Here is a 25,829-nt window from a genome sequence, read left to right on the forward strand (position 1 = left end):
AGCAGCGTGGGTTTATTGCTTCAGTATGAACTGTTTAAATCCACTCAACCCAGAGCAAGCCGGGCATCCACGGTAGTCGAAAGACGCCCATATTCCAGGGCAGCGATTCGAGCAAAATATCGGGGCCTCGCTGCTCCACCTGCAGCAGCCACTCATGGGGGGGCGACGGGAAAGCTTGCCGGGCCGCTGCAGGAAAGTAGCGCGCAATCCAGCAGGGGAGGTGTGCTTCAGGGCTTGCCAATGCTGCACCACGGCTTCCAGCAGGGCCATACTTTCGGCTTGCTCCGTTTCGCTCAGTTCCACCGCCCCACCAAGCGGCGTTTCGAGCGCCATGCCGCAGAGAATTTTCGGTAGTCCCAGCTCATATTCGGGCGCTGTCACGGCGCCTGTAGCCAGATAATGCAGCAAAGCCAGCGCCCGCGCTGGCTGCACCAACAGCTCATTCTCCACCACGCCCAGCTGCTCGAAAAATTGTGGGAGAAAAGGGTGCAGCAACACCAGCCCAGCATCGTCCACGTAGATGGCCTCGGCCGCCGGTTCAGGTTGGTCGGGCCGCGTAGACGCAGTGCTTAAAGGCTCTGCCGAATCAGCCTGATGATTCGGCTCGTCGAGCGGGCCTATTCGCTCCTGTAGCAGATGCTGAAAACTTGGCGAGAACTGCTCGCTGAAGCGCTGCTGGGCGTGTTTCGTTGTTAGCCGCCGCTCAACTTCTGCTTTATACTCGGCCGGTACTTCGTTTGAGAGCAAGAGTTGCTCCACCGCTTGTTCCAGCGTTTCCCCCGGGGACAGCCGAAAATACCAGGGCAGCTGACCAGTCTCTAGAAAGTGTAAAAAAGCCCCCCAGGTAGCCTGGGCCGGAGTTTTTAGCTGGGCTTCCGCATTTCCGGCGGTAGCGGCCGTGGCGGCTTTTTCCCGGAGTGCCGTTTCCAGCGCCTGCTCTAGCGCCTCCGGCAAAGCGTGCTCGAGCCGTTGCAGGTCCAGCGCGCCCAGCTGCAGGTCCAGGTGCTCCAGGTAAAGGTGGGCCTGGGCGGGCGCGCACCGCTCCAAGGTGCGCTCCAGCACGGCCGGCAGCCAGTGCTGGCAGAGCTCGGCAAGCTGCCGCTGCACGGCCAGCCCTTCCGACTCTGTGCCGTTCATTTCAACGTGCACGTATTGCTGCTGAATGAGGTGCATCGCTACGGTATAGGCTGTTCAACTTGCCCAACGCAGCCCTTGTCCGTGATGGCCGTGAGCCGCACCGCGCCGCCGGGTTTTTGGAGCTGCGCTTCCACTTTCTGGCCCTGATAAAAAGGCTCCGTGGGCTGGGCGATAGAGGCATCCCAGATCCAAGCTGTAATCGACTCCTGGGGATATTTTCGACCTTGCCCGTGAACACAAACCCGTTGTTGTTGGCTTGCCGGTCGATGCTGATAGCGGGCTTTGGATTCGGGCCTTCGCAGAGCTTTTGATACTCGCTGCCGGTGCATTGATTGCGCTCTTGATTATCGAAAGCCGGCACTCGGGTTTCTTGGTTGTTTAGCCTGCGGTTAAGCAGAATGGCCCCGTTGAAGGGCGCGCCCGTGGCGTCGGGCTCGTTGGTGTAGCGCATCAGCAGACTAAAGGTGGGCGTGGGCTTGGCGACGGAAAAGGGCAGCTCCAGGCTAAACCGCTCACACAAAAAGTGCTCGATCCAAAGAATGCCGAACGGGTCAGTGGCGGCGGGCTCGTAGCTCAGCACCAAGCGGTTGGCCCCAGCTCGGCTCCGAATTCAGCTGTCAGCGCTTGCTGTATACGCTCATTCAGCTTCTTAATAGCCCCGCCAATGGCGTTGCGGAAGTTGCCGTTGAGCTGACCATTGGGGATCTGAACCAAGGTGGCGGCTCCTTCCAGCGCGAAGTCCTTGTCGTTGAAGCGAAACTTCACTTCGCCATCCTGCCGGTACGCCTCGTAGGGCGCGCCCTCCACCGGCGGCTGCAGCCACAACCGATAAGCACCCCGCCGCGACTGCCCGTCGCAGGGCAACTCGCAGGGTTGCTCGCAGCTGTGCTTGACCTCCACGGAAGCCGTGCATCCCTGCTGGTCTTCCACCTCAATGACGGCGGAAGTGCCACTCGCAATAGGCTCCGTGACAAGGCTATCACCCGTGACGGGCGCCCCCTTAAACAGGTAAGGCGGGGTGCCGCCCGTAATGCGAATAAAGGAGCGGTAAGCAGCCGAGCCCTCGCAGGTAAAGTCGGTTTCTTGGAGCAGCAGTTGGGGGGCAATTTCTACGCGCTGCGCTTCCGTAGTCGTGCCGGCCGCGTCCCGCAGCACTAAGCGGTGCGCCCCGACCGGCAGCGTAACGGGCCCATGGAGGGGCGCAAACTCGCCATCGTTTACTTGAACTTGGTAGGGCGCGGTGCCGCCGGTGGGGGTTATTTCTACGGCTGCGCCGTTATTGGCTGTCGTGCAGCCAAGCTGGGTGGTGAAGGCGAGCGGCTGACGGCAGGAGTGCTGCACGCGCTGGGTGGCGGTGCAGTGGCGGCTGTCGGTAATGATAATCTCCGTTTCCGTGTCGCCGGGCAACGCGTCGCTGAGGTAGGCGGTGCTATCCACCGTGCCCCGATTGGCCGAGAAAGGCGGGGTACCACCGCTGACCTGCATGCCAACCACGTATTCGTTGTTGTCGCCAACGCAGTCGAAAACAGGCTCCAGCAGGCGCAGTTGGGGGGCAATTACAACCGGCTGCGGCGCCGATTCCACCGCTTCCGCATCGCGTAGGGTAAGCGTGTGCGAGCCGGCACTCACCAGTATGGCTCCGCTGAGCGGCCGATACTCCTGGGTGTCCAGCTTGAGGCTGTAGGGCGGCAGGCCACCCTCGGGCGTCACTTGCACCTCAGCCTCGTTATTGGGATTGGTGCAACCGACTTGAATGGTAAACGTGGGCGGCGCTTTGGGCAGCACAAACTGCACCGGCGCGCAATCGGAGCAGCAGAGGTAAGGCAGGAAAAAGTCGGCGATAACCGTCCCGTCCGCCAATTCATTAACGGCCGCCGCAATCACTTTCTCGGCTTCATTCTGGGGCGCGGGTGGGGCTACGGCGCTCAGGTTGGGCGCCATGCCGGTGAGCGTGCCAAGGATAAAGCGCACGTCCTCATCCACTACCAGCTCCTTATTAGCGCTGATGCGCCCCAGAGCTTCCGATACCGCCTGCGAGTTGAGGCGGCCCGCCTCCGCAAGACTGGTAACGGCCCTCGTAAAAGCCGTGGCCGGCAGGTTGGTCAGATCAAACCGCCGCAGCCCCAGGCCGGGCCGCCGCTGGTCCGGGTCATCATGGTACACCACGATAAACGTACCGCCCAGCGGCACCCCGGCCTTGTGCTGAATACCGGGGTGTTGCCGCAAAAAGTAACTGAGAAACTGCTTTTGCTTCAGTTCAGTCAGGCGCCGTTGGTATTCAGTCAGCAAGGCGCGAAAAGCCTCCAGACGGCAGTTGTAGAGGATATCTTCCAGGCGGTCGTCGAGCTCTTCCCACCGCAGGAGGGCCGCGTTGCCCTCCAGGTTGGCCGTCGTCTCTTCGCGCTCCCGCTCGATGGCTTCCGTAACGCTGGCCAAGTCTTGGTGTCGTTTTTCTAAGCGCGCAAAATCCAGCTGCCGCAGGTCGGGAGTGAGTTGCTCGTATAACTTGGTGATGTAGACCAGCAGGTAGAAAATAATGGCGTTGGACTGCCCGACATTCTGGGTGTTTAAAAAGTTGATAATCACGCTGGGGTCCAGCTCCGGCAGGGCGCCCGCGGGCAGATTGCTGTACCAGTCCTCGAAAAACCGCCCCAGGGTTTGGGGCTGCACCAGAAAATCGGGCGCGCACTGCGCCAGCAAGGGCAGCTTGGGCTTGGCGGGCGCCGTTACTTTGGTGCGACGCTCAAAAGGCAGGTCATAGAAGTACTGCGTTTGCTTGCAGAGGAAGCACGTCAGCTCCGCTCTCAGCGTGTCGTAAAGTGTATCGAGGTCCTGGAACCGGCAGTCGGCGTCGCTCAGGTCCACGGGCATGGTGGCATCGAACGCGCCCGTGCGCAGGGCAATGATGTCGATGGGCAGGCGGTGGCGGGTTTTCAGCCCCAGCAGGGTCGTCAGCACCGACTGATAGTTCTTGCCCAAGTGCCCCTCGACGCGCAGGAAATTGTGCGGTTCCAGATCGTAGCGCAGAGGTTGTAACACAAACGTTGGGGGCGCGGGCGCGTACTCGTCGGCACGGTAGCTCAGGTTTTGGTTGGCCCGGCCGCGCCGAGTTTTTTGGGGACTCCATACCTGGTAGAGGGGCGGCGTGCCGGTTTGCTGGTAGTAATAGGGTATGGCCTTGTCGGAAATTGGCCCCGACCCCAACTGACTGGGCGTCAGGCGAATGTGCCCATCCACGCGGGAGCTAGTTGCCGCCTTGGGCAGGGGCGGATTGGTAGTGAACTGGGCCACCATTTCCACCAGGCGCTGAAATAGCCCGCTCACTTCCGTGCTCTGCTGCTCGCAGCCGCTGAGGGCCGCTGAAGACAAAAAAGATTGGCGGTACAAGGCCGCATTCGGCACCGAGGCTGGCTGCACAGCGCCCAGCATCAGGTGGCGCGGAAACAGCTCCGACGGCGGGCAGCAGGCGCAGAGCAGCTCAGCGCCCTTCCAGCGGAACTCCTCGTAGGCCGCCAGCAAGTCGTCAAAAAAATCGTAGTAATACGGCAGGAAACGCACCTGGCTGGTCGTGGCCTGGGCCGTGTCCAGAAAGCCGAATGCCGCGCCGAAACCAGCAAACGGATTAGTCGCATACTTATCCTCGACTAGAGGCCGAAACGCGGTGTACGCCGCCGTGAGGGCCGCGCCCAGGGTTTGCGCCAGCTTCTCGCGCCGGAACACGTCAAAAAAGCCCCCAATACCTGCTGGGACGTGACCGGGCCCGTGTTGGGGACGTCGTAGCGAGGCAGGCGCAGGTCGGGCAGGGCGAGGCGGGCTTGCAGAACGCTGTGCACGTCGGTGGGGGTGAGGCCCGCACCGAGCTTATTGGCCGCCGCAACGATGTTGGTCAGGTCCGCTACCCGAATCAGCAAGCGCCGCACTGTGGCTTTTACCTCGGCGCCCCGGTCGTCGCAGTTATTGGGGCTGCAGTTGCGCAGCCCTTCTTTCTTGAGCTCCAGAAACAGTAATACGGCTTTGTCGGCCAGAAAATCGGCGGGCGTGCCCAGCACCGTAGTGTTGGGCTCACCGGCCGGAAACAGCTCCCACAGCGGGTATTGCGCCTTGGAAGCCGGATCAATAAAGGGGCGATATTCCAGCTCCTTGGGTAGGGTATACTCCGCGCGGTACGCCACCAGGTGTACTTCGTCGGGCTCCACCATCAGGTAGCCTTCCGAAGTAATGCCGCAGCCTTTGGTAAGGTGAATAACGGCCGCACCCGCCGTCGACGTGAGTTGAATTTCCAGCCCGCAGACGATGCCAATACCAATGAGGTTGGCGCGCGTCAGCCGCTCCTGCTCGTCCAAATAGGTAAAGACCTGATTTAGATGCGCATTGGTGAGCACCTGATTGGCCTCGAAGACCGGGTAAGTTGCTTGTGTCGGTCGCATGGCGAAGGGCGGTTGTTAACCATTTAAAAGAGATTCGCTCGGGTGGTGTGCGGGGCGCTGGGGGCATTTTTAGGTTCTGTTGTGGCCCCGAGGGAGGGTTAGATAATTGGAATTCGGGCCGACGAGTAGGAATATTATCTGCTGGGGCGTCGGCCTGCAGGGCTGGCACTACGGGGAGTTGCCGAGGGCGGTGCTGCCCAGCCGCACCGGGTTTTGGTCGCTGCCGTCGTCGCAGTCGTGGAGGGTGGCGCTGGGGTAGGTGTTGCGTAGCTGGCTGAGCAGGTTTACCACCACCCGCAGGCGATACGACACTTCCCGGTACGCCGTATAGCGCTCCTGCAGCAGCGCTTCGAGCGCGGCCGCCGTGTCGCTGGCCGCCTGGAAGGTGAAGTCGGGGCAGAGCGTTACCGGTTCGGGAGTGAATGCGGAGAAGTCGCTGAAAGCCCGGCCCGCCGCTACGTTGGCTTCCATCCAATCCGAAAAAGCCCCCCGTACTGCGCTACGATGGTGGCGGCACAAGCGCACAGCGCCGCCGCGGGCGAGCCCGCCGACGTGGGATAGGAGGCTACTCCCGCCCGCAAGATGGCTTCTGCGCGCTCCTGGAGGCGTTCCTCCGTCCAGTCGAAAGCCGCATTCGCCGTCAGCCACGCGCACCAGGCGTCCTCAAACCGCTCGAACTGCCAACCGGTGAGTGCGGTTTGAGCAAAATAGCCCCCCAGAACCGCCTGAACTTCATCCCACAGAGCATCCGTCAAAATGGTCGTGCAAGCAAAATCCGATGGCGAAAGAGTGGCCGAAAATTCAGCCTTCAATTGGGCCGCCAGCGCATCACGCTGCCAGTAGGTCAGGGTTTTGTCGGCGTACCAGCGCCGGAATACGGCGCTGAACGCTGCATACAGCCTAAGCGCGCAAGCGCAGGCCTCCGCCTCCGACGGCCGGGTGCCCTCTGCGGTCAAGCCTTTACTAGTGAATACGTTGGCTAGCTCCATGACTACCGCGTCGCACGGGTCTTCTAGAAATCCATCGTTGCCGACCCAGCAGGTTTTTTCCAGCAGATGAGCGGGCGTTTCCTGCTGAATGGTGCGGTTGGCAAACCCCCGCAGCTCCAGATTGGTACTGAAGGGAGCGGTCCAGCCCGGCAGCACCAAGGTAAGCCGAAAGGAGTAGGGGTCTTCCTCGCCGCAGGTAGTGCAGGCACCGTCGGAGCAGGCTGGGTAGAGCGCATCGCCGGGAAACTTGGGCCGCAGCAGCAAGTGCTCCACCACCATAGCCCGCGCGTGGCTGCTCCATGTCAGCAATTCTTCCCGCAGCGCCTCGGCTGCCGCTTTGGTTGGTAACAAGTGAGGATGCTGCCCCAGCGGATTGCCGCTTTTATCCTGCAGCGTAAGCCGAAACTGCTCGGTTTCAGGAACTATGGCATAGGCAGTGGGCTGAATCATCTGCTTCAGGATCTCCCGAAAGGCCTCCTGGGTCGCGGCTTCTTCACTGGGGCCGCTATGGTTAATTGTGCCGGCCAGCCACCGCTTGTTATGCTGGTCTTGCAGCTGAAAATCAGTGAGCGTAAACGACCCCGGCGCGGTCCCCGTCAGCGTGCCCGAAAACGCAAGATCGGGGTAACCTAAAAGCAGGTGGATGCGGCGCTTGAGGCCCGCAATGTTAGCTGGGGCGCAGGGCGCTTGCTTATAGGAAAATGCTTTGCCCCGATCGTGGCTGATGAGCGGGTAGGCTTTCAGGAACGCGAGTTTATCGTCTATCAGGCGCGCCTGGCCTACTTCCTGGCCTTGCAGGCTGGTGAGCAGGAGGGTGTACTCGCGGAATTGCTCGCCGAACCGCGCCAGCAGATGATCCAGGAAGCGGTTGCGGCGGGCCAGAAACTCCGCCCGCGTTTCCGTCATATCTTCCAGCGCCGCCTGATCGAGCCCGTCAACGAGCTCGGAGTAGCCCGCCAGCACCGAATCGGTGAACTGGCGCACAAAGTAGGTGCGCTGCACGGCGGGGTTCAGCGAAAACAAGTCGGCCGTGTGTGCCACTTGGGCGAGCGAATTGCTGAGCAGCTGCTCAAACACGAGCAGGTAGGCTTTCAGCTGTTTGGCCTGCGCCCGCCGCGGCGGCCCTACGTGGGAGGGCAGGCCAGCGGGGCCAATGCCATACGTCAGCGGAAAGCTGTGCTGAATGGGAAAGTAGTCCTCGGGTGGCGGAAGGTGCCCGCCGGCACCGGCAGATCCTGGGGGCATTTTTGAGCTTGGGCCGGTCGGCTTCCCCGCCCAGCTGGGTCAGGGTATCACGGGCCTCATTCAGGCGCGGCAGAAAGGGCAGCCCATTTTTGTAAAACAGAAACCGCGACAAGCTAAAATACAGCCGGGGCTGGTGCAGCGGGCTCACGTACAGCAGCCACGAAGCACTAATTTTCGTGGGGTCAAACACCGGCTGGCCATTCACCCAGGTCGGATCGGCGGCGCCTTTTACCGGGTTGCCTTCCGCGTCATACTTGGTGAGCAATAGGTTGTTCACGGCCCGCACGCCCTCAATATCCATCAGCAGGTTAATAATGTCTGAGGTGCGCAGCACGGACTTCAGCTGGGCTTTTTCCAAGTCCTCGGCCTTGATGAAGCCATTATCCAAAGCCGGGCCGTTGAAAATATCTTCCACCGGAATGCCTTCCTCCAGCAGTTCCGGCAGCCGGTAGAACGGCACCGGCGGATTGAAATACCGCGTAATGGCAAACCAGATCTGGGCCTGCACCCGCTCGATGTCGGCGTCGGGGGCTACTTCCACGTCGGCGCACACGGCCACATCTTCTATCTCCACGCCCTGCACGCGACAGTAGTCCTCGTCTAGGTTGCGGTGGGCGTGGAGCACGGCCTTAGCCGCGCTGACCGCCTGCGCTACTTTCAGCAACTTGTGGCGGTAGCGCTGCACAACTCCCGTCGCCTTTTTGTCGGTCAGCAGTGCCGCTACATCACTGACTGCGGTTTGGTTTTTGGCGGTGGTATCCCCAAAAAAGCGTAGCGCCGCATTCTCAATCCTGATTTTCTCGCCGCCGGGTTGCAGCTCCAGCTCCCAGCTAGCGTAGAACACGTTGCGCCAATGCGTGCGCAACTCCGCATCAGTCAGGGGCGTATTGTCGGTTTTAGTACGGTTGAACTTGGTTAACGTGAGGTGGAAGGAAGCGCCATTCTGCTCGGAAAACGCGTCGTGGCTGGCTAGAAAGAGCTCCCATGCATCCCGTTTTTCCAGCTTCCACTGGGGAAAGCGCACTTCCACCGTCATGGGGTGGCGCTGGCCCTCGGCATCAAATACGGCGTAGGTGAGGTCGATTTTGCGATCATTCAAATCACCTAATTCTGGGTCCGCTTCCAGCTCCAGCAGCACCTCGTACAACCCACGCACCGCCACGGTTTGGGGGGTAAGCCGCTGGTTGCGGGGCTTGTGAAAACTGAGTTGCAGCTTGTCGTCTTCGCACCACGCGTAGTAGGGCACGTCGCAGGCGCATTCTTTACACACGAGCCAAGCATTGCGTACCGGCTCCAGATCAATGAGCAGGCGGCGGAAATCGGCGGGGGTGCAGGGGTTGATGGTCAGGATTTCGCGGGCCGTGAAGAAGGCCTGATCCGGGAACGGCTGCGTCGGATCCGGGGAGGGCGTGGCGGGGGCCAGCAGATCCTTGATGTCCCAGCCCAGGCGATACGCCAGGTCGGTGATAGCGTAGCAGAGAGCCTCAAGGATGGTGATGCCCGGGTCGTGCACGTTGTAGTCCGTCCATTGGCGGCTGCCCATCTGCTCAATAAAGCCAATTCCTTCCCGGCGGAGGCGGAAAAAGTCCTCAGCGGGTTTCAGCACGGGGTGCTGCGGGATGGACGTGGGCTTTAAGCTCATGCTGGGCAAGGGCAATTTTCGCGGGGGGCATTTTCCGCCACGGGGTCAATGATCTGGATCAGATGCTGGGCCGCGGGCACCGAAACGAGGATGGAAACCGCTGTAGAACCTTCCACTTCCGGCTGGTCGGCGGTACCCGTCACACTATGGAAAAGCTGAAAATCGGTCACGTAGTCCACGTAAGGCTGCTCTTCCACGAAGTTGAGCAGCACGGATTTGTAGATTTTGCCGCCAAAAGAAATACTGCTCTCCCTACCCGGAAAGGCCCACGGCGACAAGAAGCGGGTAATGGATTCCTGGAGCTGCTTGACGTAAAAAGCCTCATCATAGCCCTCGTACAGGCGCACCTTCAAGCTGACGGACACTTCCTCAAACAGCGGATTGCGGACGTGCAGCTGAACAAAACAGGACACGCGCTGGCGCAGGAAGTCCGCAATTTCCTCTAGCACGCCCAGGCTGGTGTAGGGCCGCAGCGGGTCGCGCAGGTTCTGCCGCTGCAGGTCGGGAATGGTCACCACCGTCACGTGGCCGGGGGCCAGCTCACGGTAAATGCCCGTTCCGCTGTCATTGGGCTCATAGTGCAAATGGTTAATACACTTAACCTTAAAAATGCGCGGGAAAGCCTCCAGCACCAGGTGCTCATAATCCCAAAGCGTCAACGCGCGGTCTTTGTGGCGCAGGCGCTCACTGACGCGGGTGTAGAATGCGTCGGGAGCTTCCTGCCCGCGGCCCCCGAACGTGGCGAAGGGCTGCGTAAGGGTCTTAATGGCAGCAACGGGCTGGTTGAGCTTGGTGATGGTGCCCGCCGGCAGCACCTGCGCCAGCAAAGCGGGGTCGTTGGCCCGGTCGGTGAAGGTGGCGCGCACGGCCTGCGCGGCCACCCGGATCAGCCGGCACGTGGCCTCGCTCTTGCTGGCCACGGCAGCCCGAATCCAGTGCGCGCCCGCGGGCAGCAAGGTGTTGGTGGCCGTCGCCTCCCGGGGCAGGGCAAACGTGATGATGCCGGAGTTGAGCAGCTCCCCGGTTTGATCCTCCACGTCATTTGGGGCAAACTCAATCCACTCATTCTGGCGCAGATAGCTCCAGTGAATATGCGGATCAGGCTTTTGGGTGAGCGGAGCCGCCGTGCCATCCGCTACCTGAAACAACAGCGCTACCTGCTGCGGGGGCTGCAATCCGCTAAGGCCGAGGTAAAATTCGGCCTCACTTTCCTGCTTGGCGTTGTCGCGCTGGAAGTCGAACTGGGGCAGCAGATACACGGGCTTGGCGGGCTGGAGCAGCGGGTGCTGTTCGGCCTGCCCAAACGGGCCCACGTGATAGAAGTGCGCCTGGCGTTGGGCCAGCGCGGCTTTATCGGCCGCCGAGTGTAGCGCGATGGTTTGCGCGGCTTCATAGTTTAGCGCCAGCGCGCTCATCGAGGGGCCCACGGGTGGACTGCCTGGGTCGCCGGCGTCAGCTTCTTTGCGCAGGTATTTGATCAGGTCGGTTTGGTACTGGGTTTGGCCAAACTCAGCGCTCAGCTTAAGGCGGGCGAAGCCGTGGCGGGCGGCCGTATTATAAAACTCCTCGTCCGCCATATCCGGAGCGTCTACCACGGAGGCGTTCAGCTGTTGCGCGAAGGGAAAGGAGGTCGCGGTTACCGGCACGGCCGCGCTGCCCGAGGCTTGCCACTGGCCGGCCTGCAGAAAGTCGATCGTCACGGTGGGGGCGGCGCTGCCATACGCGTCGGGCGGCGTCAGCCACGCGGCCTCTACGGTGGCCGCCGTTAGCGTTTTTTGAAAGGCCTCTTTCGAGCCGATAACCAGCGCGTTGCCCGCGACGGGGGCGGGGCCGAAAGGCTGAAAGGGCTTGGACGTATCCACCGGCCCGAAGTCGTTGGAAACGGCCAGCGTTTTAAGCCCAGTGACTTTCACCTTAAGGGCGACACTCTGCACGACGGTGTCCTGCAACAAAGGGTAGAGGTACTGCTCCGACTCCTGCTGCCGCAGCTTAAGCAGCAACAGGGGGAGCGGCGTGGCGAAGGTGTAGCCGTGCACTGCGCTAGAATAAGCCGTTACGGCCGGGTCGGCGCCAGTCAGCTCCACGACTAGTCGCAGCACGCCCGACTCACTGGTAAATTTGGTGGCCGTTTTCTCCAACCAGCCCTTCTCGGTGGTAAGCAAACACTTAACCTGGCTGGCCAAATCCGCGTAGCTGCCGGTCACCGTGAAATCGACGGTAATCGTGCGCGTGCCCTCGGCCAGCCACAGATAATGCGAAGCAAGTGCAAAACCTATTTCCGCCGCGGGCATGGGTATGTGCACCAGCTTGCCATCTACGTACTGCTTGTGGTAAAATGGGTGCCACGACGCGTCCGGGGACGTTAAGGCAGCCCCCAAACCGTCGTCGGAATTAGCCACCGGCGCGGCGTACACTCGCCCTGTTTGCTTGGCCGCATTGGCAGCGGTTCCCACGGCTTCCGCGCCGTGGCGGTAGACGGTTTTTAGCGCCGTTACGGCGGCTTGGTTAGCTACAAAGTCACGGTCATTGGCAAAGAAAACCTCTTTGCCTTGGCTGTCTTTGCCGGCTTTGAATAATTCGCCCCCCAGCAGTAAGTGGGACTCCACATTCTTGGCCAGCTCCAGCAAAACATGCGCGTGGGCGGGCTTGGGGGCTTTTCTCGCAGCCGCAGAATATCGCGGTAGTAAAAGTCGAGGTGGCGCTGGGGTAGCGTGTTGGCCTCGTGACGGGCGTATTCGCGCAGGCGCAAAAACGCGAGAAAGAGAGTGTAGTGCGGCGCGTGATCATCCCAGTCGGTGAACGTGCGCTCCAGCGCCAGTTTCGCCTCGGCTACTACGCGGGCATACACTTTCAGGAACTGTTCAAAAACGGTGGTAAACAGCGCATGCGTGACCAGGTGATTGACCTGGGTGAAGACGCCGCCACCGCTGCCGTAGCCCGTAGCATCAGCCGCAATTCCCGCCTCGTACGTGGCCCAATCGGGCGCGCCGTTGGGTATCCACTGCGTGGTCAGCCCCGCGGAAACAACCGAGGTGAAGGTGCTCATGGGGCTGCCCAACATGTTGATCGGCGGCGTGGGCACGGTATCCGTCAGTACTCCGAGCGAGATGCCCGCTTTATGGTAGGCAATCAGGCGCCCGAAGCCAGGGGCCAGCTGGGCTGAAATAAGGTTTTGCAGCACGCTTTTCAGCCCTATTTCGGGCGGGAGCGTGGCCGCCATCATGTCCAGCTGCCGGGCCAGCGTGGCCGCGCTGCTGAACAGAAACCCTAGGTGGTTTTTCAAGCCCGGCTCATCAGCCTGGTTATCCAGCGTATTCAGAAATGTAAAGAAGGCGCTGACCTGAGCTTTGTACTGCTCCACGTCCTGCACCGCTGCCGTGGCCAGCTGCAAGGATACATCCTGGGCAAAGAACTGCTGCCAATTCCCGGCGGCTACATTCTTCTCATTGTAGTACTTCAGATAGCGGGCGTAGGCCTGGGCGAATACCATGCTGTGCGCGGGCGTGCGCTCGTCTACCGGGGCTGAGGCGGGCGCCAGGGCGCTGCTCGCGCGCTGCGCCTGACTCGTGCCCTCGCGGCTAAGTTTGAGCGGGTCCGTGTTCTGCGTGCAGGCCATGTCCGTAGCGGGTCGTTAGCGTTCGGGCAGTTGGTTGAGGCTGGTAGTCAGGTTGATATCGGTGCCTTCTTTTTTGTAGAAGGGAAAGACGAAGTTGAAGCGTGAGTTGGTGGTGCGCACCCGGTAGATGACCTCGATGAGCACCACGCCTTCCAACTCGCGGCTGCTGTCTAGGCGCACTTCTTCCAACTTAATGCGGGGCTCGTAGTACAGGATGACCGATTCTATTTTGTCGGCCAGCAGGGTTTTGGTGGTCGTATCGAGGCTTTCAAAAACCAGCTCCTCCAGGTTGCAGCCAAACTCCGGCAACATCACCCGCTCCCCCAGCGTGGTCGATAGCAAAATCTCTAAGCTGGAAGCAATATCAGCCTCTTGTTCCAGCATTTTTACCCCCCGCTCCTGGGGAGTGAAGGTGGGGGGAATGACCAGCCGCGACCAAGGAAAACGAGATTCATGGCAAGAGTTATTTTGCTGGATGAGCTGCTTCAACTGCGAATACTGCTTTTCAGAAGCGACTTATTCAGCCACCAATGAGCACCGTGGGCATGCCCGGCCCGATGATGGCCCCGCCCGACGCGGTTACGTCGCCGAAACGGGCCGCGGGCCGCCCCCCGATCAGCACCGTGAGCGAGCCTTTCACGATGGCATCGGCCCCGCACGTGTCGCCCAGGCGAGCCGCGGGCAGCCCCCGATCAGCACCGTGGCCGCCCCCGGCGGTAGGATAGGGGTAGGTGCCCCACTGGTCGCGGGGCTGGTAATCAAATCAGAAACGCGGGCCGCAGGAAGCATTTTTTTAGATGATTGTGTGTAGCATGGGTTTGCGGGTGTGGTCTTCAGTTGATGCGGACCAAGCCGCCCTGAACGGTGGTGGTGGCACTGCCTTTCACGGCGGTGCTGGCCGAGGAAAGCTCAGCACTGCTGGTGCCCTGGGCCGTGAAAGCCGCCTGGGCCTTGAAGTTCAGATTCAGCCCTTCGGCTTTAAGGTCTTTGCTGGCTTTCAGGATGATATCCTTGCTGCTTTCGATAGTGATGCCGGCCTCGTTGAGGATGAGTTTATTGCCGTTCTGGTCTTTGATTTCTATCGTTTTGTCGGCTTCCGAAAGCCTAATGCTATTGCCGCCGGGCGTGGCGAACACCAGCTCTTTTTTTTCGTCATCAAAGGTCATTTTTAGCTTTGCCCGCGACACGTATCCCTTTTCATGGTTTGGGTCGGCGGGCGGAACCGGGGCCGGTTTACTGCTGCTGTGGCACATGCCCAGCACCACGGGGTAGCGGGGGTCGTCGTGCAGAAATCCCACGATGACCTCATCCCCGATTTCGGGGCGGAAATAGGTGCCGCGCTGCGGGCCCGCGTCCAGGGTGGCAATGCGGGCCCACGTGCCTTCCTGCTGCTCACTGATCAGCGGCAGCCGCACCTTGATGCGGTCTTCGCCGTCGGGGTCGCCTTCCAGCCGGGTCACTACGCCCGTATGCAGGCCACTGACGGCCGGCAGCAAGCCCGCGGCCGGCAAGGGGCGCAGGTTGTAGGTATCGGCAAAGGGCTCCGGACTAAGGCCAAACTGCACGTCGGTTTGCCAATTGCCCCGGGCCACCTGGTGCCGCACGCCCACCACGAGCATCTTGCCCTGCAGGCGCTCGCCGATGCCTTGTACGTCGATGAGCTTGCCTGGCACCACACCCGCAAAGCCCTGAAACTGGGCCCGGCCCCGTACTTTGCTCAGGCGTGCGCGCTGCAAACTGCCATCGGCCCAGGCCTTGAGCTCGGGCGGGGAGAGTTTGCCCCCGTGCCGTAGCACATGCGCCGAGCCCCCCATGACTTTGGACAGCACATCGGGCGAGAGGTTGCCGTTGTTGGTGGTTGCCGGCTCCGTAGCATCCTCCTGGGCTACTTTCTGTTCGCTCGCGTTCCAACTGGTGGCCTTGATGCCGGGGCTCTGCAAACGGGCGTCCATCTCGGCATCAAGCTCCAGAATGGTAGAGCCAAACGTGGCTGTCACGGCGGGTTCCTGCTTAAGGTTGGGTTTAGCAATTCGGATTTTGCCGTTCTCCACCATCACCAGTAGCCCATTCGCCTCGGCCCGGCACAGCACGAAGTCCCAGTCGGTGGCCTCGTACTGCACTACTTCCCGCAAGGTGGGCTGCGTGGCTTCGATGTCCCGACCGAGTTGGTAGCGGCCGATGATTTCGTCCAGAATGTCGCTGTCCTTTTGGTCGGCGTAGTAGTGGCTTTTCAACCCGCTGGTCATTTTTACGGCCTCATCGCGGCATTCCACAATCAGGAAGCTGCCGCTCCGGCGAATCTTGACGCTATGCTTGATCACGATGCCCGTAAACACGGAGGCCTCCTGCGAGCGGTAGCCCAGCTTGATTTCTATCTTTTTGCCCGGAATGAAATAGTTGGTGTTGCCCACCGCAAACGTGCCGCGCGACGCCTCACCGTCCTGGATATGCAGGGTGGCGGACGGTATCCGGTTTACTTCCCGCATCACCGCAATCGACTGCACGTGAATAGTACCAGGAATCTCGGTGCCTTCCACCAGAATGGTAGCCGTGCAGACATCGGGCGTGGCGGGCGTAGGAATAGTGGCGGTACTGGGGGGCATTTTGTTAGCAGTAGAGGATAAAATCACCCATTATCTTATGCGAAAGGCCCTTTGCTCAGACGGGGGCCGCCGTTTTATCGAGGGGAGGAAATATCAGGGACTGGCCCGGCTCCAGATGCCGGAAGTTGCTGAGGCCGTTGGCCGCGGCCACGTGCAGATAGTAGCGGGCGTCGCCGTAGATGCGGTAGCAGAGCAGGGGTAGCGTATCGCCCCCTTTCACCTGCTGCACGTGGGTCAGGTCCGGGGATTTCTTGTCCTCTTTGGCCGCCCGAATCTGTTCCTCGATGCTGCTTTTAAACTTCACGCGGGCCACCGCCCGAATGGGGCTGCCATCCGGATTAAACAGCTTATAGGTGACGCTCAGCTCGGTTACGCGGCCCTTAAAAATGGAATGGCGGCCCCACACCAGCTTGAAGTGCCGCGGCTCGTGGGCGTCGCCTTTGTACTCAATCAGTACTTGCTTGAGCCGCTTTAAATCATCGGCGATATCGGCGCGGGGCTTGCCGTCGATGATGCCGGTGTTGTCGAACAGAAACTCAAAAGTGATTTCCTCCGGCTCGGTGTACTCGTACTTCAGTTGCTTGCCACTGGTGCCCTGGCCCTGGTCAAACTCCGAGAACTTGAGCTTGTAGTCCAGCGTGTAGCTTTCCGGGTTGATGAGGGCCTCGAAGTACGCGTCGTTGCCGATGGCCTCCCTAATGCCACCTCGCTCTGCTTCCTTCGAGTCTTTAAAGCCCAGAATGAGCAGCTTTTCCAGTTTGCCGCCGGTTGCCATTAGCGTTCTTTTTTCTCTTGCAGAATTTGCAATACCTGTTCCACGCACTCCGCCACCATGGCTTGCTTCTCGGCCTCCGTGCTGCCGTTGCGCGCGGGCACCAGCCCCGGCAGCGGCGCCGCGTGGTGGCCGTTTTCCGCTGTGTTCACCGTGAAGCGAATGTGCAGTTCCTTGATTTCAATCGGCATGGAAAGGAGGGACAAGTGGTACGGTAACGAAAGAGCCGGACTTCTTCGTTACCGTACCGTGAAGTAGCGGTACATGAGTTCGAGCGTTTCGACCACAATGGCATTGTCCGTGGAATTCAGGTCGGATATCTGCCATTTCTTCGGAATAGCCTGGGCGATAATCCAGGCGCGCAGGGGCTCACTTTTTTCATTCAGGAGAATGATGTTCAAGTCCGTAGGTTGAAAGTCACGGTCCCGGAAGGCAGCCAGGCACCACCGGATGACGTCCGAGTCGGTGAGCATGCCCCGCTTAAGCATTAGCTCAGCGTATTTAGTGCGCACCGGCAGCTTGTGGGTAAAGCGGTTTTCGCCGCCTTCGCGAAACTCCTCCATCTCGTACTCCACTGCCAGCCCCGACACCGACTGAAAGCCCGTGTCGTGCTTGTTCTTGCTGATGCCGAATTCTACGCGGTAGTAGAATCCCCAGGGCGGATAATAGCCGGCCACGGTTGCGGAGCGTTAGATGTTCATCAGCTTCAGGCCTTCGTGCGCGATTTCGATACTTTCCACGGCCACTTCGTTGGCATCCGATTTCAGGTCGGGGGCCGTGACTTTCACCGGAAAGCAGCGCGTGGCCGACCAAGCCGCCACGGGTTCGTGCTTCTCATTAAGCAGGCGAATGACCACGTCGCGGCGCCCGCCTACGCGCTCGTTGGTGATGTCATTCAGCCATTGATTGAAGTCGAAGTCGCCCTCAAACTTGCCGCGCTTCATGGTCACGTTCTCGTTCTTGCCCAGGCCCGGCATTTTGAGGGTGGTGAAATCCCGGCTGTCGCTGTGCCGGTACTCAATTACCTGCACCTGCATGGAGAGGCCGGTAACTTCGGTGAAGCTCATCTTAGCGCCTCCCCAGTCCACCTGAAAGTGAAATCGGGGCAATGGATATTCTTGTGCCATAGGGCTTTGCGAAAAAAAAGTGAAGAAGCCGGAAAAGCTTCGGACCTACAGGTTCAGATCAGGACTCGGCTAACTTGTGCGAGAACTTGAGGATGATGAACTCGGCGGGGCGCACTACCGCCATGCCCACTTCGACGTTCAGGCGACCTTCCAGAATGTCCAGGGCGGTCATAGTTTTGCCCAGGCCCACGGCCACGTAAAACGCGTGTTCGGGCTTGATGCCTTGCAGGGCGCCCTGCCGCCAGAGCGTGGTCAGGAAGTTTTCAATCATGGCCTGCACCCGCACCCAGGTATTGGCGTCGTTGGGCTCGAAGACGAACGATTCGATGGCTTTCTTGACCGATTCTTCCACGAAAATGAAAAAGCGCCGCACGTTCACGTAGCGCCACTCGTTGTCGTTGCCCGCCAGGGTGCGGGCGCCCCATACCAGCGTGCCTTTGCCGGTAAAAGCGCGAATGGCGTTCACGGATTTGCCCCCCGCCACATCCACGTTCATCTGGTCCTGCTCGAGGGTTGAAAACTGGATGGATGGCTGAATCACGGCGCTCACGCTCAGGTTGGCCGGCGCCTTCCACACGCCCCGGCTGGTATCGACGGCGGCGTAAATGCCCGCCACGGCCGCGCTGGGGGGCATTTTGCAGATCATGTCGCGGATAGCCGCTTTGGCCAGTTCATACAGGCGGTTGCTGCCAACCTTCAACGTGTCGAGCTTGGCCGTAGTCGCGGCGCCCCCGTTGATGCTGTGGTCCACGTCGATCTTGGTCTCGTCAATGGCCAAATCGAGGACCGTATCCAGGTTGGGACCGTAGGCCGCCCCGTATTTCAGGTTCTTGGTGCCAATGCCTTTGTTGCGAAAGTTGCCAACGGCAGCCAGCAGATCAGCCGTTGGGTCCGACAGCGATTCGCTGTCGCCGTGCACATCCATAATCACGAAGCGGTCCTTCAACAATTCGCACTGCGCCAGGGCGTCGTCCAGCAATGTTTTGAAATCATCAATGCTCAGCTGTTGGGCCTCTGGAATGACGATTAGAGTAGGCTCGTCTACATTCACTAAAGTTTTCAGTCCATCGTGTAAATCTTTGAGCACCAAAGCCCCCCCAACGCTTTATAAGTACCCGCCGAAACGATGTAGCAGGGGCCGCCGCCGTTGGCAAAAAACAGCTGCATCGCATAGTACAGGATGTGCTTGGAGCGGTCCGCTTCCGCAACTTTCCCCACCGCTTTTATCTCCTGGGTTTGGCTGTCGACCTGCGTTTCCGCCACCGCTACCTTAATCTTTTCCTCGGGCTGCGGTCCGCCAAAATACTTCTCGTAGCCTACCATGGAGGTTATGCGCACCGGTTTTCGGACCAGGTCGTCGGCCACCAGATCCTCCGCCTTTTGGGTGTAGCCGATGAAGGCGGGAATAGCGGTTTCGACGGGGGCAATGGAGGGCGGGAACTTGGGAATCTCTTCTATGTAAACTCCCGGCGTTTTGTAGAGGGCTGGCATGGCATAAAGCTGAGTAAGGTTTTGTACGACAATTGCTTATTCAAATATCTCCGAGACGAGACCCGTGATTCGGCCGGGTACGGCGCTATCGAAGGAGGCCTTGCTGAGACCGGTCAGGGGCTTGCGCTTGGTGCCCGCGTTGCCGCGCAGCGTGAGTGGCAACGCCGCGGGCTCGGCCGAGACCGGGGCGCCGCTGTGCTTGTTGAAGTATTGCCGGAAAGTGGCGCGGTTGCGAAAGCGCACCTCAAACACCGGATACGCCGCTTTAGCCAGGCCCCCGCTGGTGCAGCTATACTCGGCATTGCCCGGCCGGATAGCCGTTATTTGCACCACGGCAAATACGTCGTCGGGGATGCCTTCCGTTAGCTGGATGCCGCGGGTAGGCAACCCCGTCAGGCCCGGCGGGGGCACAATAGCCGGTACATCGCCCTGGTGCAGGTATACCGGCCTATCGGTAGCCTGGGCGCTGATCTGCTGGGTGGCCGCGCCGGGCTGATCACTGGTGAGCTGCTCCAGCGCCGCTCCCGACAGGATGAGCGATTCTACCCGGTCGGTAGGCGTGAGGGCGGGTATTTCCTGGGAGAGAAACAGGGCTCGGCTGGCCCCAGCACCGCGGGCTACGCCGGTCAGGTTCGAGAAAACGGGTACGTTCTCCTTGTAGCGAAGCACACGCTTCGATGGCTCATCGTAGAAATCATAAATCTTGCGGGCGGGCAGCGTCAGGGCCGTGTAGTCGAAAAACTGGCTACTGTGGACCCGAACGGTAAACTCCAGCACGGCATCGTCGGGAATGACGGCACCTTTTTTTGTGGCCACAATGCCCCCCAGCGCCGTGCTTTTAAACACGCCGCCCAATCCTTGCAAGGCCTTAGCGGTGGCGGGTGTCGGCGCAAAGGAAAGAAAGGAGCGCACATCGTACGTGAGTAGGCGCTGGAGCCGCTCGGCTTCCGGCAACGCATCAAACACGGTCTGGCCTTCATCCAGCCAGTAGTGGTGGAGTAGTCGGACCTCAAAAAGGCGCTGGTAGCCACTGACGATGCGCTCCGCCATGTTATTGTCCGGTTGGCTGGTGATGGTAAAAGTCGGTGGCGATGTCCGTGATCAGGCCGCTTTCGGTGTGCGCCGCCTTGAACTTCAGATCGAGCATGCGCAGGCGGTACAGCACAAACGGGTATTGCTTGCCGCCCAGCGTGCCCCAGAGGTGGTTTACCTCCTCCAGGGAAGGCGAGTATAAGTCGAAAATCAGCTTGAAGCGTTCGAGCTGATCCAAGGCATTGGTAGGTGCATTCTGGCTGATCGATTCGGGCGCCACGCTTTCCGGCGTAAACACGTTCTGGGCCTGAAAAAACCGGATGCCCCGCGAGAGAATCAGCAAGGCATTGATGTAGTCGCTGTGCGTGGCCGCGACCAGAATTTGGAAGTTTAAAAAAACGGGTGGGTTCTCGTACGTGGCCGTGAGCTTGACATCGTTGCGCACGTAATGGGGGAGGTTTTTCAGCGTGGTTTCCTCCGTAATATTGACTACGGAAAGTATCAGCCGGTCGCGCGGCACGCCCCCGTTTTGTCCCCCCAAGCCTTCCGCCAGATTACCCAGTTTCGCTTCATTGGGAGGCGTGACCAGGCCATAAGCCGCCAAGTGCTTGTTTAGCTCATTGACCACGATGGAGAGTGCATGCGAGATCATTCTTTTGGGTCAATAAATACTCGCTCTAGGAAGCAGAGAGAGGATCCGAATGCGAGGCGTCCGGCCCCTGTCGGCGCGCCGGGTGCCTGATATGGGCGCTAGCTACCCTGACGAGCGGCAGCCGCGTGGTTGCTCGCGCCCAATAGCCGATGGGTAGGGAAGACCTTCGCCCAGCTAGTAGTGGTTCAAGCTAAGCTCGGAACGTAGGGTTTACATCAGTGCCAGCACTGAAACTGGCGCGGCTGGGTGCAATGACCTGGTAATGTGATCCGCGACTGGGTATTTCTCAGCTCCCTTCATGGTATTCACAACAAGCTCCTCAAAACAGCAATTCTGCGGCTTGTTGTGGTCGGCTTTGTTTGAACAATTTCAACAAGCCCTATAGGTCAGTTTATTGGTCCTATCGTTTTACGCAAGGGGGCTATCGGTACGGACATCCGTACTGGAGAACCACCTTGTCTCTTCGAACTAGCTAGCCCCAACCATACTACAGCTCTAGTTCGGTCGACCTGGTAAATGGCAGCGCGGCAGCGAAGAGAATTCTGAGCAGGAGCTTTTGCATCGGTGAAGGGAGGGAACTAGGCAGTGGGGGATAGGCAAGTAGCCGTATTTGACTGGCCCCATATCTGTCCTATTTATAAGAAAAGGGTCTTTTTAGCCTTTACAAAACATGCGAAACTGTCCGGGCATGAACCGCTTTTTTGTTTGGGTGCTAAACGGTAGCCGGGCCAATAATTATTGGCCTCCTGAAGGTCGTTCGGGTTGCTTATTCAGAAGGGCCCTCGGAAAACGACGTTTCCGAGGGCCCTTCTGGGAGATATAACTAAGTCAGATGACTCTGGAATCAGCGCGCGAGTCGACTGTCTGCTAATCCACAAACCCCATAGTCGGCATGCCGATGGGAGCCCCGGGGGGCATTTCTGCTGCCGGTGGGGGAATGAACGTCTTCGGATCGGCGCGGAACTGCTCGATTTGCGACAAGCCAAATAGGAGGTTGGCTTGTTGCGGCCCTTTGCCCCGCTTCACTTCCTTACGCATCCACTGCTGTAAGTCGTCTACGGCCAGCAGGGCCTGACCGCGTACACTGGCGGCGGCTCTGGTGTCGGCCGCGAGCTGCAACAGGTACTTCAAAGTAAGATTGTTGACCACCGTTTGGAGCGCGCCCGCGTAGCCGGTTTCGGGCTTGGCGCGCCAAGTACGCGCCAGCAACTTCTCTACCATCGGCATAAACCCGGGCTGCTTACTGTCGCGGGCCTGATATTCAATGAGGCGTGCGGCGCGTTGCGGGTTTAGCAGGGAGGCAATAGTGGGGCCGGCAGCCGCTTCGGCCGTGGCCAGCGGATCGAAGGTGGGGCCGGTGTAGCCGGCAAAGGTTTCGAGCGTCTTGGGATAGCCTGACGGCCGGGGCGGAATCTTGGCAATAAGCGCCTCGGGCAGCTGCAGCGCGGCCGGCGTAACGGTCGTGAGCAACGCCTCAAACGCTTGCCACTGCACCGCTGGTTCTACCATCTGGGTAGGGGCCTGCCCGTCGTTTTTTACGGCATGAGTGAAAAATTGCCCTCCAAGCGATTTGGCTACAGCTTCTACTTGGTAGCGGTGGAGCAGGTACATGGGCACCAGCACTTCTTCCAACGTGGCCATGGGTGCCTCGGAGCGGATGGCTTTTTCGGAAAAGTTGTCGAGCACTTGTCGGCGCACCTGCATCAGGGTGGCTAGCTGGGCAATGGGGTCGGTGCCGTCTTCCCACTGATTGGAGGCCGGGTGCGCGTAGCCGCCGATATCGGGGATAAAGCGGTGGCCCTGCTGCAGGGTTTCCTGCATAATGCGCTCCAGCGCCTGGTTTTCGTCGGTGCCCTTGGGGAAGTCGGCGTAGCCCCACGTGATAGCGCGCTTGTCCCAGCTGCCGATGCCGACTGCGTAGGCCTGCGACAAATCGAGGCTGCCGTCGGGCTGCAGACTAAAGCGCGGAAACGGATAATCCATCACCGAAGAGCGGTCTTTGGTACTGGCCGTGAAGTTGTGGTGCAGCCCCAGCGTGTGACCGATTTCGTGGGCCGAAAGCTGGCGAATACGAGCTAGCGCCATCTGCTCCATTTTGTCCGATACGGGCTTGCCGTCTTCGTAGGGCTGCAAGAGGCCTTCGGCAATAAGATAATCCTGGCGGTGGCGGTCGGCGCCCAGCGACACGATGCCTTTGATGATTTCGCCCGTGCGCGGGTCGACGTAGTTGGCCCCGTAGGAGTAGGCCCGCGGCACGCCCGACCGGTTAATCCAGTTAACCATGTTGTAGCGAATGTCCATGGGGTCGGCGCCTACGGGCAGCTCCTTGATTTGGAAGGCATCCTTATAGCCCGCCGCCTCAAAGGCCTGATTCCACCAAGCCCCGCCTTCTAGCAGCGCTTTTTTGATGGCCGCCGGCGCACCCCGATCGACGTAATACACAATGGGCTTTATGGCTTCGCTCACCGCCGCAGCGGGCTCTTTCTTTTCCAGGCGGTGGCGCACGATAAAGCGCTGCGCCAGCGGTTGGCTCATGGGGGCGGCAAAGTCCAGGTAGCTGAAGTCCTGAAAGCCGGAGCGGGGGTCGAACTTGCGGGGGCGGAATCCCTTTTCGGGGAGCTCAATAAAAGCCTGGTGCATCTGCACCGTCACGGCGTTCGGGTCGGGGGCCAGCGAGTAGTCGGCCCCCCGGCCGGGCGTGCTCGTAAACGTAATCATGGCCTCAAACTCCGTGTTCTTGGGGAAGTTGCGGGTGTTTTCCAGGTACACCGCCGAGCGCGACTCATCGACTTTGTAGCTAATGGGTTGTCCGGTACCGGGGCCGCCCATTAAGCTAGCGCCGGGTCCTTGGTACCCGCGACTGCCCAAGCCCTCGGCAATTTTTTGGCTGTCGCGCACCAGAAAAGGAGTGAGGTCGATCAGCACTTTTGAGCCTTCCGTGGCCACGGGTGCAAACCCCCAGATGACCGATTTGGCAAAGGCATTGTCCACGGCCCGCTGCTCGTCGGCGTTGTCGGTTACGGCCCGGTAGTCGTAGTTGGGCTCGATGAGCAGCACTTTGCCCCCCACGCGGATAAACTTGGCAATGGCCGAGTTGCTCTGGCCCCGCTCGATTCCTTTGCCCACGCTGCTGGCCAGGGAGCCGAAATACAAAAATTCCTGGTCGAAGCGCGTCACTTCCAGGAATATTTTACCCGTTTTCTGGTCGTAATAGAAAGGGAAATAACCGTCGAATTTCTGCATCCCCTTAATCTGCGCGGCTAGCGAGCCGGCTGGCTTGGCGGTGGCTGGAGCGCCTTGTTGGGCAAGGGCTGCTGGCCCCTGGAGAGTCAGCAGGCCGATGATTAGGAGTTCAACAGAATTGCGTGTAATATGCTTCATGCAGGAAAGGAATAGGGGCGCGAGGTAAGGCAAGTAAGGTTACAATAATTTGGGTAAGGAAGCCAGTATTCACATCTGCGACTTACTGCGACTAAATTTGCCCCCCAGCTCCATTTGCTTCCGCACAAATGCGCGGCCGGAACCATCGCCTCTTTTCATATCATTGCTTTCGGTCCTGACGCCCGCATACCAGCCATCTTTACTGACATTACTGAACCTGACTGCGAATGAGGCATACGGAGCAACATCGAACCCATCGTATTGGGTGGCTGCGGGCTGCCGTGCTGGGGGCCAACGATGGAATTATTTCTACGGCTAGTCTGGTGGTGGGCGTCGCGGCGGCGCATGCTTCGCGAGAGAGCGTGCTGGTGGCCGGCGTAGCCGGATTGGTCGCCGGGGCCATGTCGATGGCTACGGGCGAGTACGTATCCGTTAGCTCTCAGTCTGATACCGAACGGGCTGATCTGGCCCGTGAGCAGGCCGAGTTGCGCGACTCGCCGGACGCCGAACATGCCGAGTTGGCTGCCATTTACGTGGAGCGCGGCTTGGAGCCTGCCCTGGCCGACGAAGTAGCCCGGCAACTCACGGTCCACGACGCCTTGGGCGCTCATGCCCGCGACGAGTTGGGTATTTCCGAAATGGTGTCGGCCAATCCGGTGCAGGCCGCGCTGGCCTCGGCGGCTACCTTTACCGTGGGCGCGGCCCTGCCGCTGCTCGTTATTCTGGTGTCACCCCAGCGCCTGCTGGTCTGGAGCGTGTCGCTCACGTCCCTGCTGTTTCTGGCAGCGCTGGGCGGGTTGGCGGCCTACGTGGGCGGTTCTGGCGTGTGGAAGGCGGCTGGTCGGGTCAGCTTCTGGGGCGTGCTGGCCATGGCCCTGACCGCGGCCGTCGGGGCGTTTTTCAATGTTTCTCCCTGACCCACCTTGCGGCTCATAGTCTTCGCTCATCTTTAGCTACTCTTCCTATGAACGGTGCTCATCTTCACCTGCTGCTGAACCACCTGCCTATTCTGGGGAGCCTTTTTGGTCTCGTGCTGCTGCTCGTGGCGCTGGTGCGCCGCCAGCCCTTATTGGTGCGCGCCGGCCTGATCACGCTGCTCGTGGCGGCGGCGTTGGCTATTCCGGCTAATCTGACCGGGGAGGAGGCCGAGGAAGTCGTCGAGCACTACCCCGGCGTCACGCACGCCCTGATTCACGCCCACGAGGAAGCGGCCGAGCTAGCTATGTGGGCGTTGGAGTTTACTGGTGCCCTGGCATTGGCCAGCCTTCTGCTGCTGACCCGTAACCATGCCCGTGCGGCCCTGTTTACCCGCCTGACCTTAGCTGGTGCCTTTATCAGCTTTGGGATGATGGCCCGCGCCGGTAACCTCGGCGGCCAGATTATGCACCCCGAAACCCGCGGCGACACTGTGTCAGCGCCCTTAGGAAGCCGCTGATCCTGTCTACTCGTAACGTGCGCTAAGCACCCTAGTGAGTACCAAAGGGAGAAGAGCCAATGAGGGCTCGGCCGCCGCGCGGGCCAGTAATCCGGCCGCTTTTGCCAACACTTACGCTAGAGAGTCTGCACCAACGGCCTGCCTGGGCTACTATCCGTCCGGGCGGATCTAGGCGCGGCGCGTTCGCACCCTCATGCGCTGTATTGGTTATGATAAGATAAGGTTGGGTTTGGGATAGGCCCTTACAGTGGATTATTGCTCATCAGAAGAGTACAGGAGA

22 protein-coding genes are annotated in these 25,829 nt (G+C 60.1%); 2 read left to right on the forward strand and 20 right to left on the reverse strand.

The genetic code is table 11. The annotated features are described in order from the left end of the window. Window positions 1-12: 12 nt before the first annotated feature. The 20 genes from EPD59_RS09720 to EPD59_RS09800 form a co-directional block, all read right to left on the reverse strand. Window positions 13-1,173, reverse strand: coding sequence for a contractile injection system tape measure protein (locus EPD59_RS09720; protein WP_133272607.1), 1,161 nt, complete (start codon window positions 1,171-1,173; stop codon window positions 13-15). Then, window positions 1,139-1,720, reverse strand: a complete 582-nt coding sequence (locus tag EPD59_RS09725) for a hypothetical protein (RefSeq protein WP_133272608.1) — start codon at window positions 1,718-1,720, stop codon at window positions 1,139-1,141. Before EPD59_RS09725 ends, EPD59_RS09720 begins: the two co-directional genes overlap by 35 nt. Beyond that, window positions 1,711-4,857: a SprB repeat-containing protein gene (locus tag EPD59_RS09730; protein WP_133272609.1), complete on the reverse strand. Its 3,147-nt coding sequence runs from the start codon at window positions 4,855-4,857 to the stop codon at window positions 1,711-1,713. Before EPD59_RS09730 ends, EPD59_RS09725 begins: the two co-directional genes overlap by 10 nt. Beyond that, window positions 4,782-5,564, reverse strand: a complete 783-nt coding sequence (locus EPD59_RS09735; protein WP_133272610.1) for a hypothetical protein — start codon at window positions 5,562-5,564, stop codon at window positions 4,782-4,784. Before EPD59_RS09735 ends, EPD59_RS09730 begins: the two co-directional genes overlap by 76 nt. A gap of 168 nt (window positions 5,565-5,732) precedes the next feature. Continuing rightward, the gene (locus EPD59_RS21835) at window positions 5,733-6,035 is read right to left on the reverse strand and encodes a hypothetical protein (protein ID WP_205703516.1); all 303 of its coding nucleotides are present in this window, start codon (window positions 6,033-6,035) and stop codon (window positions 5,733-5,735) included. A gap of 1,587 nt (window positions 6,036-7,622) precedes the next feature. Further along, window positions 7,623-9,440: a hypothetical protein gene (locus EPD59_RS21840; RefSeq protein ID WP_205703517.1), complete on the reverse strand. Its 1,818-nt coding sequence runs from the start codon at window positions 9,438-9,440 to the stop codon at window positions 7,623-7,625. Next, window positions 9,437-12,046: a baseplate J/gp47 family protein gene (locus EPD59_RS09745; RefSeq protein ID WP_205703518.1), complete on the reverse strand. Its 2,610-nt coding sequence runs from the start codon at window positions 12,044-12,046 to the stop codon at window positions 9,437-9,439. Before EPD59_RS09745 ends, EPD59_RS21840 begins: the two co-directional genes overlap by 4 nt. Next, entirely contained in the window at window positions 11,950-13,056 is a 1,107-nt protein-coding gene (locus tag EPD59_RS21845) for a hypothetical protein (RefSeq protein ID WP_205703519.1), read from the reverse strand. Before EPD59_RS21845 ends, EPD59_RS09745 begins: the two co-directional genes overlap by 97 nt. Window positions 13,057-13,071: 15 nt before the next feature. Beyond that, the gene (locus EPD59_RS09750) at window positions 13,072-13,545 is read right to left on the reverse strand and encodes a GPW/gp25 family protein (protein WP_240731696.1); all 474 of its coding nucleotides are present in this window, start codon (window positions 13,543-13,545) and stop codon (window positions 13,072-13,074) included. A 31-nt stretch (window positions 13,546-13,576) separates the two neighbouring features. After that, window positions 13,577-13,696 carry a PAAR domain-containing protein gene (locus tag EPD59_RS23670; protein ID WP_317128508.1) on the reverse strand — a complete coding sequence of 40 codons (120 nt, stop codon included), beginning with the start codon at window positions 13,694-13,696 and terminating at the stop codon, window positions 13,577-13,579. Window positions 13,697-13,889: 193 nt separating this feature from the next. Continuing rightward, on the reverse strand, window positions 13,890-15,659 hold the full coding sequence (gene vgrG, locus EPD59_RS09760; RefSeq protein WP_133272611.1) for a type VI secretion system tip protein VgrG: 1,770 nt from the start codon (window positions 15,657-15,659) through the stop codon (window positions 13,890-13,892). Between the two features lie 55 nt (window positions 15,660-15,714). Next, complete coding sequence (locus tag EPD59_RS09765; RefSeq protein WP_133272612.1) at window positions 15,715-16,434, reverse strand: CIS tube protein; 720 nt, start codon at window positions 16,432-16,434, stop codon at window positions 15,715-15,717. Next, on the reverse strand, window positions 16,434-16,637 hold the full coding sequence (locus EPD59_RS09770; protein WP_240731697.1) for a DUF5908 family protein: 204 nt from the start codon (window positions 16,635-16,637) through the stop codon (window positions 16,434-16,436). Before EPD59_RS09770 ends, EPD59_RS09765 begins: the two co-directional genes overlap by 1 nt. Window positions 16,638-16,670: 33 nt before the next feature. Then, window positions 16,671-17,108 carry a phage tail protein gene (locus tag EPD59_RS09775; RefSeq protein WP_133272613.1) on the reverse strand — a complete coding sequence of 146 codons (438 nt, stop codon included), beginning with the start codon at window positions 17,106-17,108 and terminating at the stop codon, window positions 16,671-16,673. Window positions 17,109-17,120: 12 nt separating this feature from the next. After that, window positions 17,121-17,558 carry a phage tail protein gene (locus EPD59_RS09780; RefSeq protein WP_133272614.1) on the reverse strand — a complete coding sequence of 146 codons (438 nt, stop codon included), beginning with the start codon at window positions 17,556-17,558 and terminating at the stop codon, window positions 17,121-17,123. A gap of 58 nt (window positions 17,559-17,616) precedes the next feature. Then, window positions 17,617-18,645, reverse strand: a complete 1,029-nt coding sequence (locus tag EPD59_RS09785; RefSeq protein ID WP_317128509.1) for a phage tail sheath family protein — start codon at window positions 18,643-18,645, stop codon at window positions 17,617-17,619. Then, on the reverse strand, window positions 18,618-19,049 hold the full coding sequence (locus EPD59_RS23675; protein ID WP_317128510.1) for a hypothetical protein: 432 nt from the start codon (window positions 19,047-19,049) through the stop codon (window positions 18,618-18,620). The genes EPD59_RS09785 and EPD59_RS23675 overlap by 28 nt, the downstream gene beginning before the upstream one ends. A gap of 36 nt (window positions 19,050-19,085) precedes the next feature. Beyond that, window positions 19,086-20,099: a hypothetical protein gene (locus EPD59_RS09790; RefSeq protein WP_133272615.1), complete on the reverse strand. Its 1,014-nt coding sequence runs from the start codon at window positions 20,097-20,099 to the stop codon at window positions 19,086-19,088. A gap of 1 nt (window position 20,100) precedes the next feature. Continuing rightward, window positions 20,101-20,733 carry a DUF4255 domain-containing protein gene (locus tag EPD59_RS09795; RefSeq protein WP_133272616.1) on the reverse strand — a complete coding sequence of 211 codons (633 nt, stop codon included), beginning with the start codon at window positions 20,731-20,733 and terminating at the stop codon, window positions 20,101-20,103. A gap of 867 nt (window positions 20,734-21,600) precedes the next feature. After that, window positions 21,601-24,114 carry a zinc-dependent metalloprotease gene (locus EPD59_RS09800; protein ID WP_240731698.1) on the reverse strand — a complete coding sequence of 838 codons (2,514 nt, stop codon included), beginning with the start codon at window positions 24,112-24,114 and terminating at the stop codon, window positions 21,601-21,603. A gap of 227 nt (window positions 24,115-24,341) precedes the next feature. On the opposite strand from EPD59_RS09800, the gene EPD59_RS09805 reads away from it, so the two are divergent. Then, complete coding sequence (locus EPD59_RS09805; protein ID WP_205703520.1) at window positions 24,342-25,031, forward strand: VIT1/CCC1 transporter family protein; 690 nt, start codon at window positions 24,342-24,344, stop codon at window positions 25,029-25,031. 47 nt (window positions 25,032-25,078) lie between these two features. Then, a complete protein-coding gene (locus tag EPD59_RS09810) occupies window positions 25,079-25,549 on the forward strand; it encodes a hypothetical protein (protein WP_133272618.1) in 471 nt (156 codons plus the stop codon). Window positions 25,550-25,829: the final 280 nt, after the last annotated feature.

Source organism: Hymenobacter radiodurans, assembly GCF_004355185.1.
In the GTDB taxonomy this organism is placed as follows: Bacteria; Bacteroidota; Bacteroidia; order Cytophagales; family Hymenobacteraceae; genus Hymenobacter; species Hymenobacter radiodurans.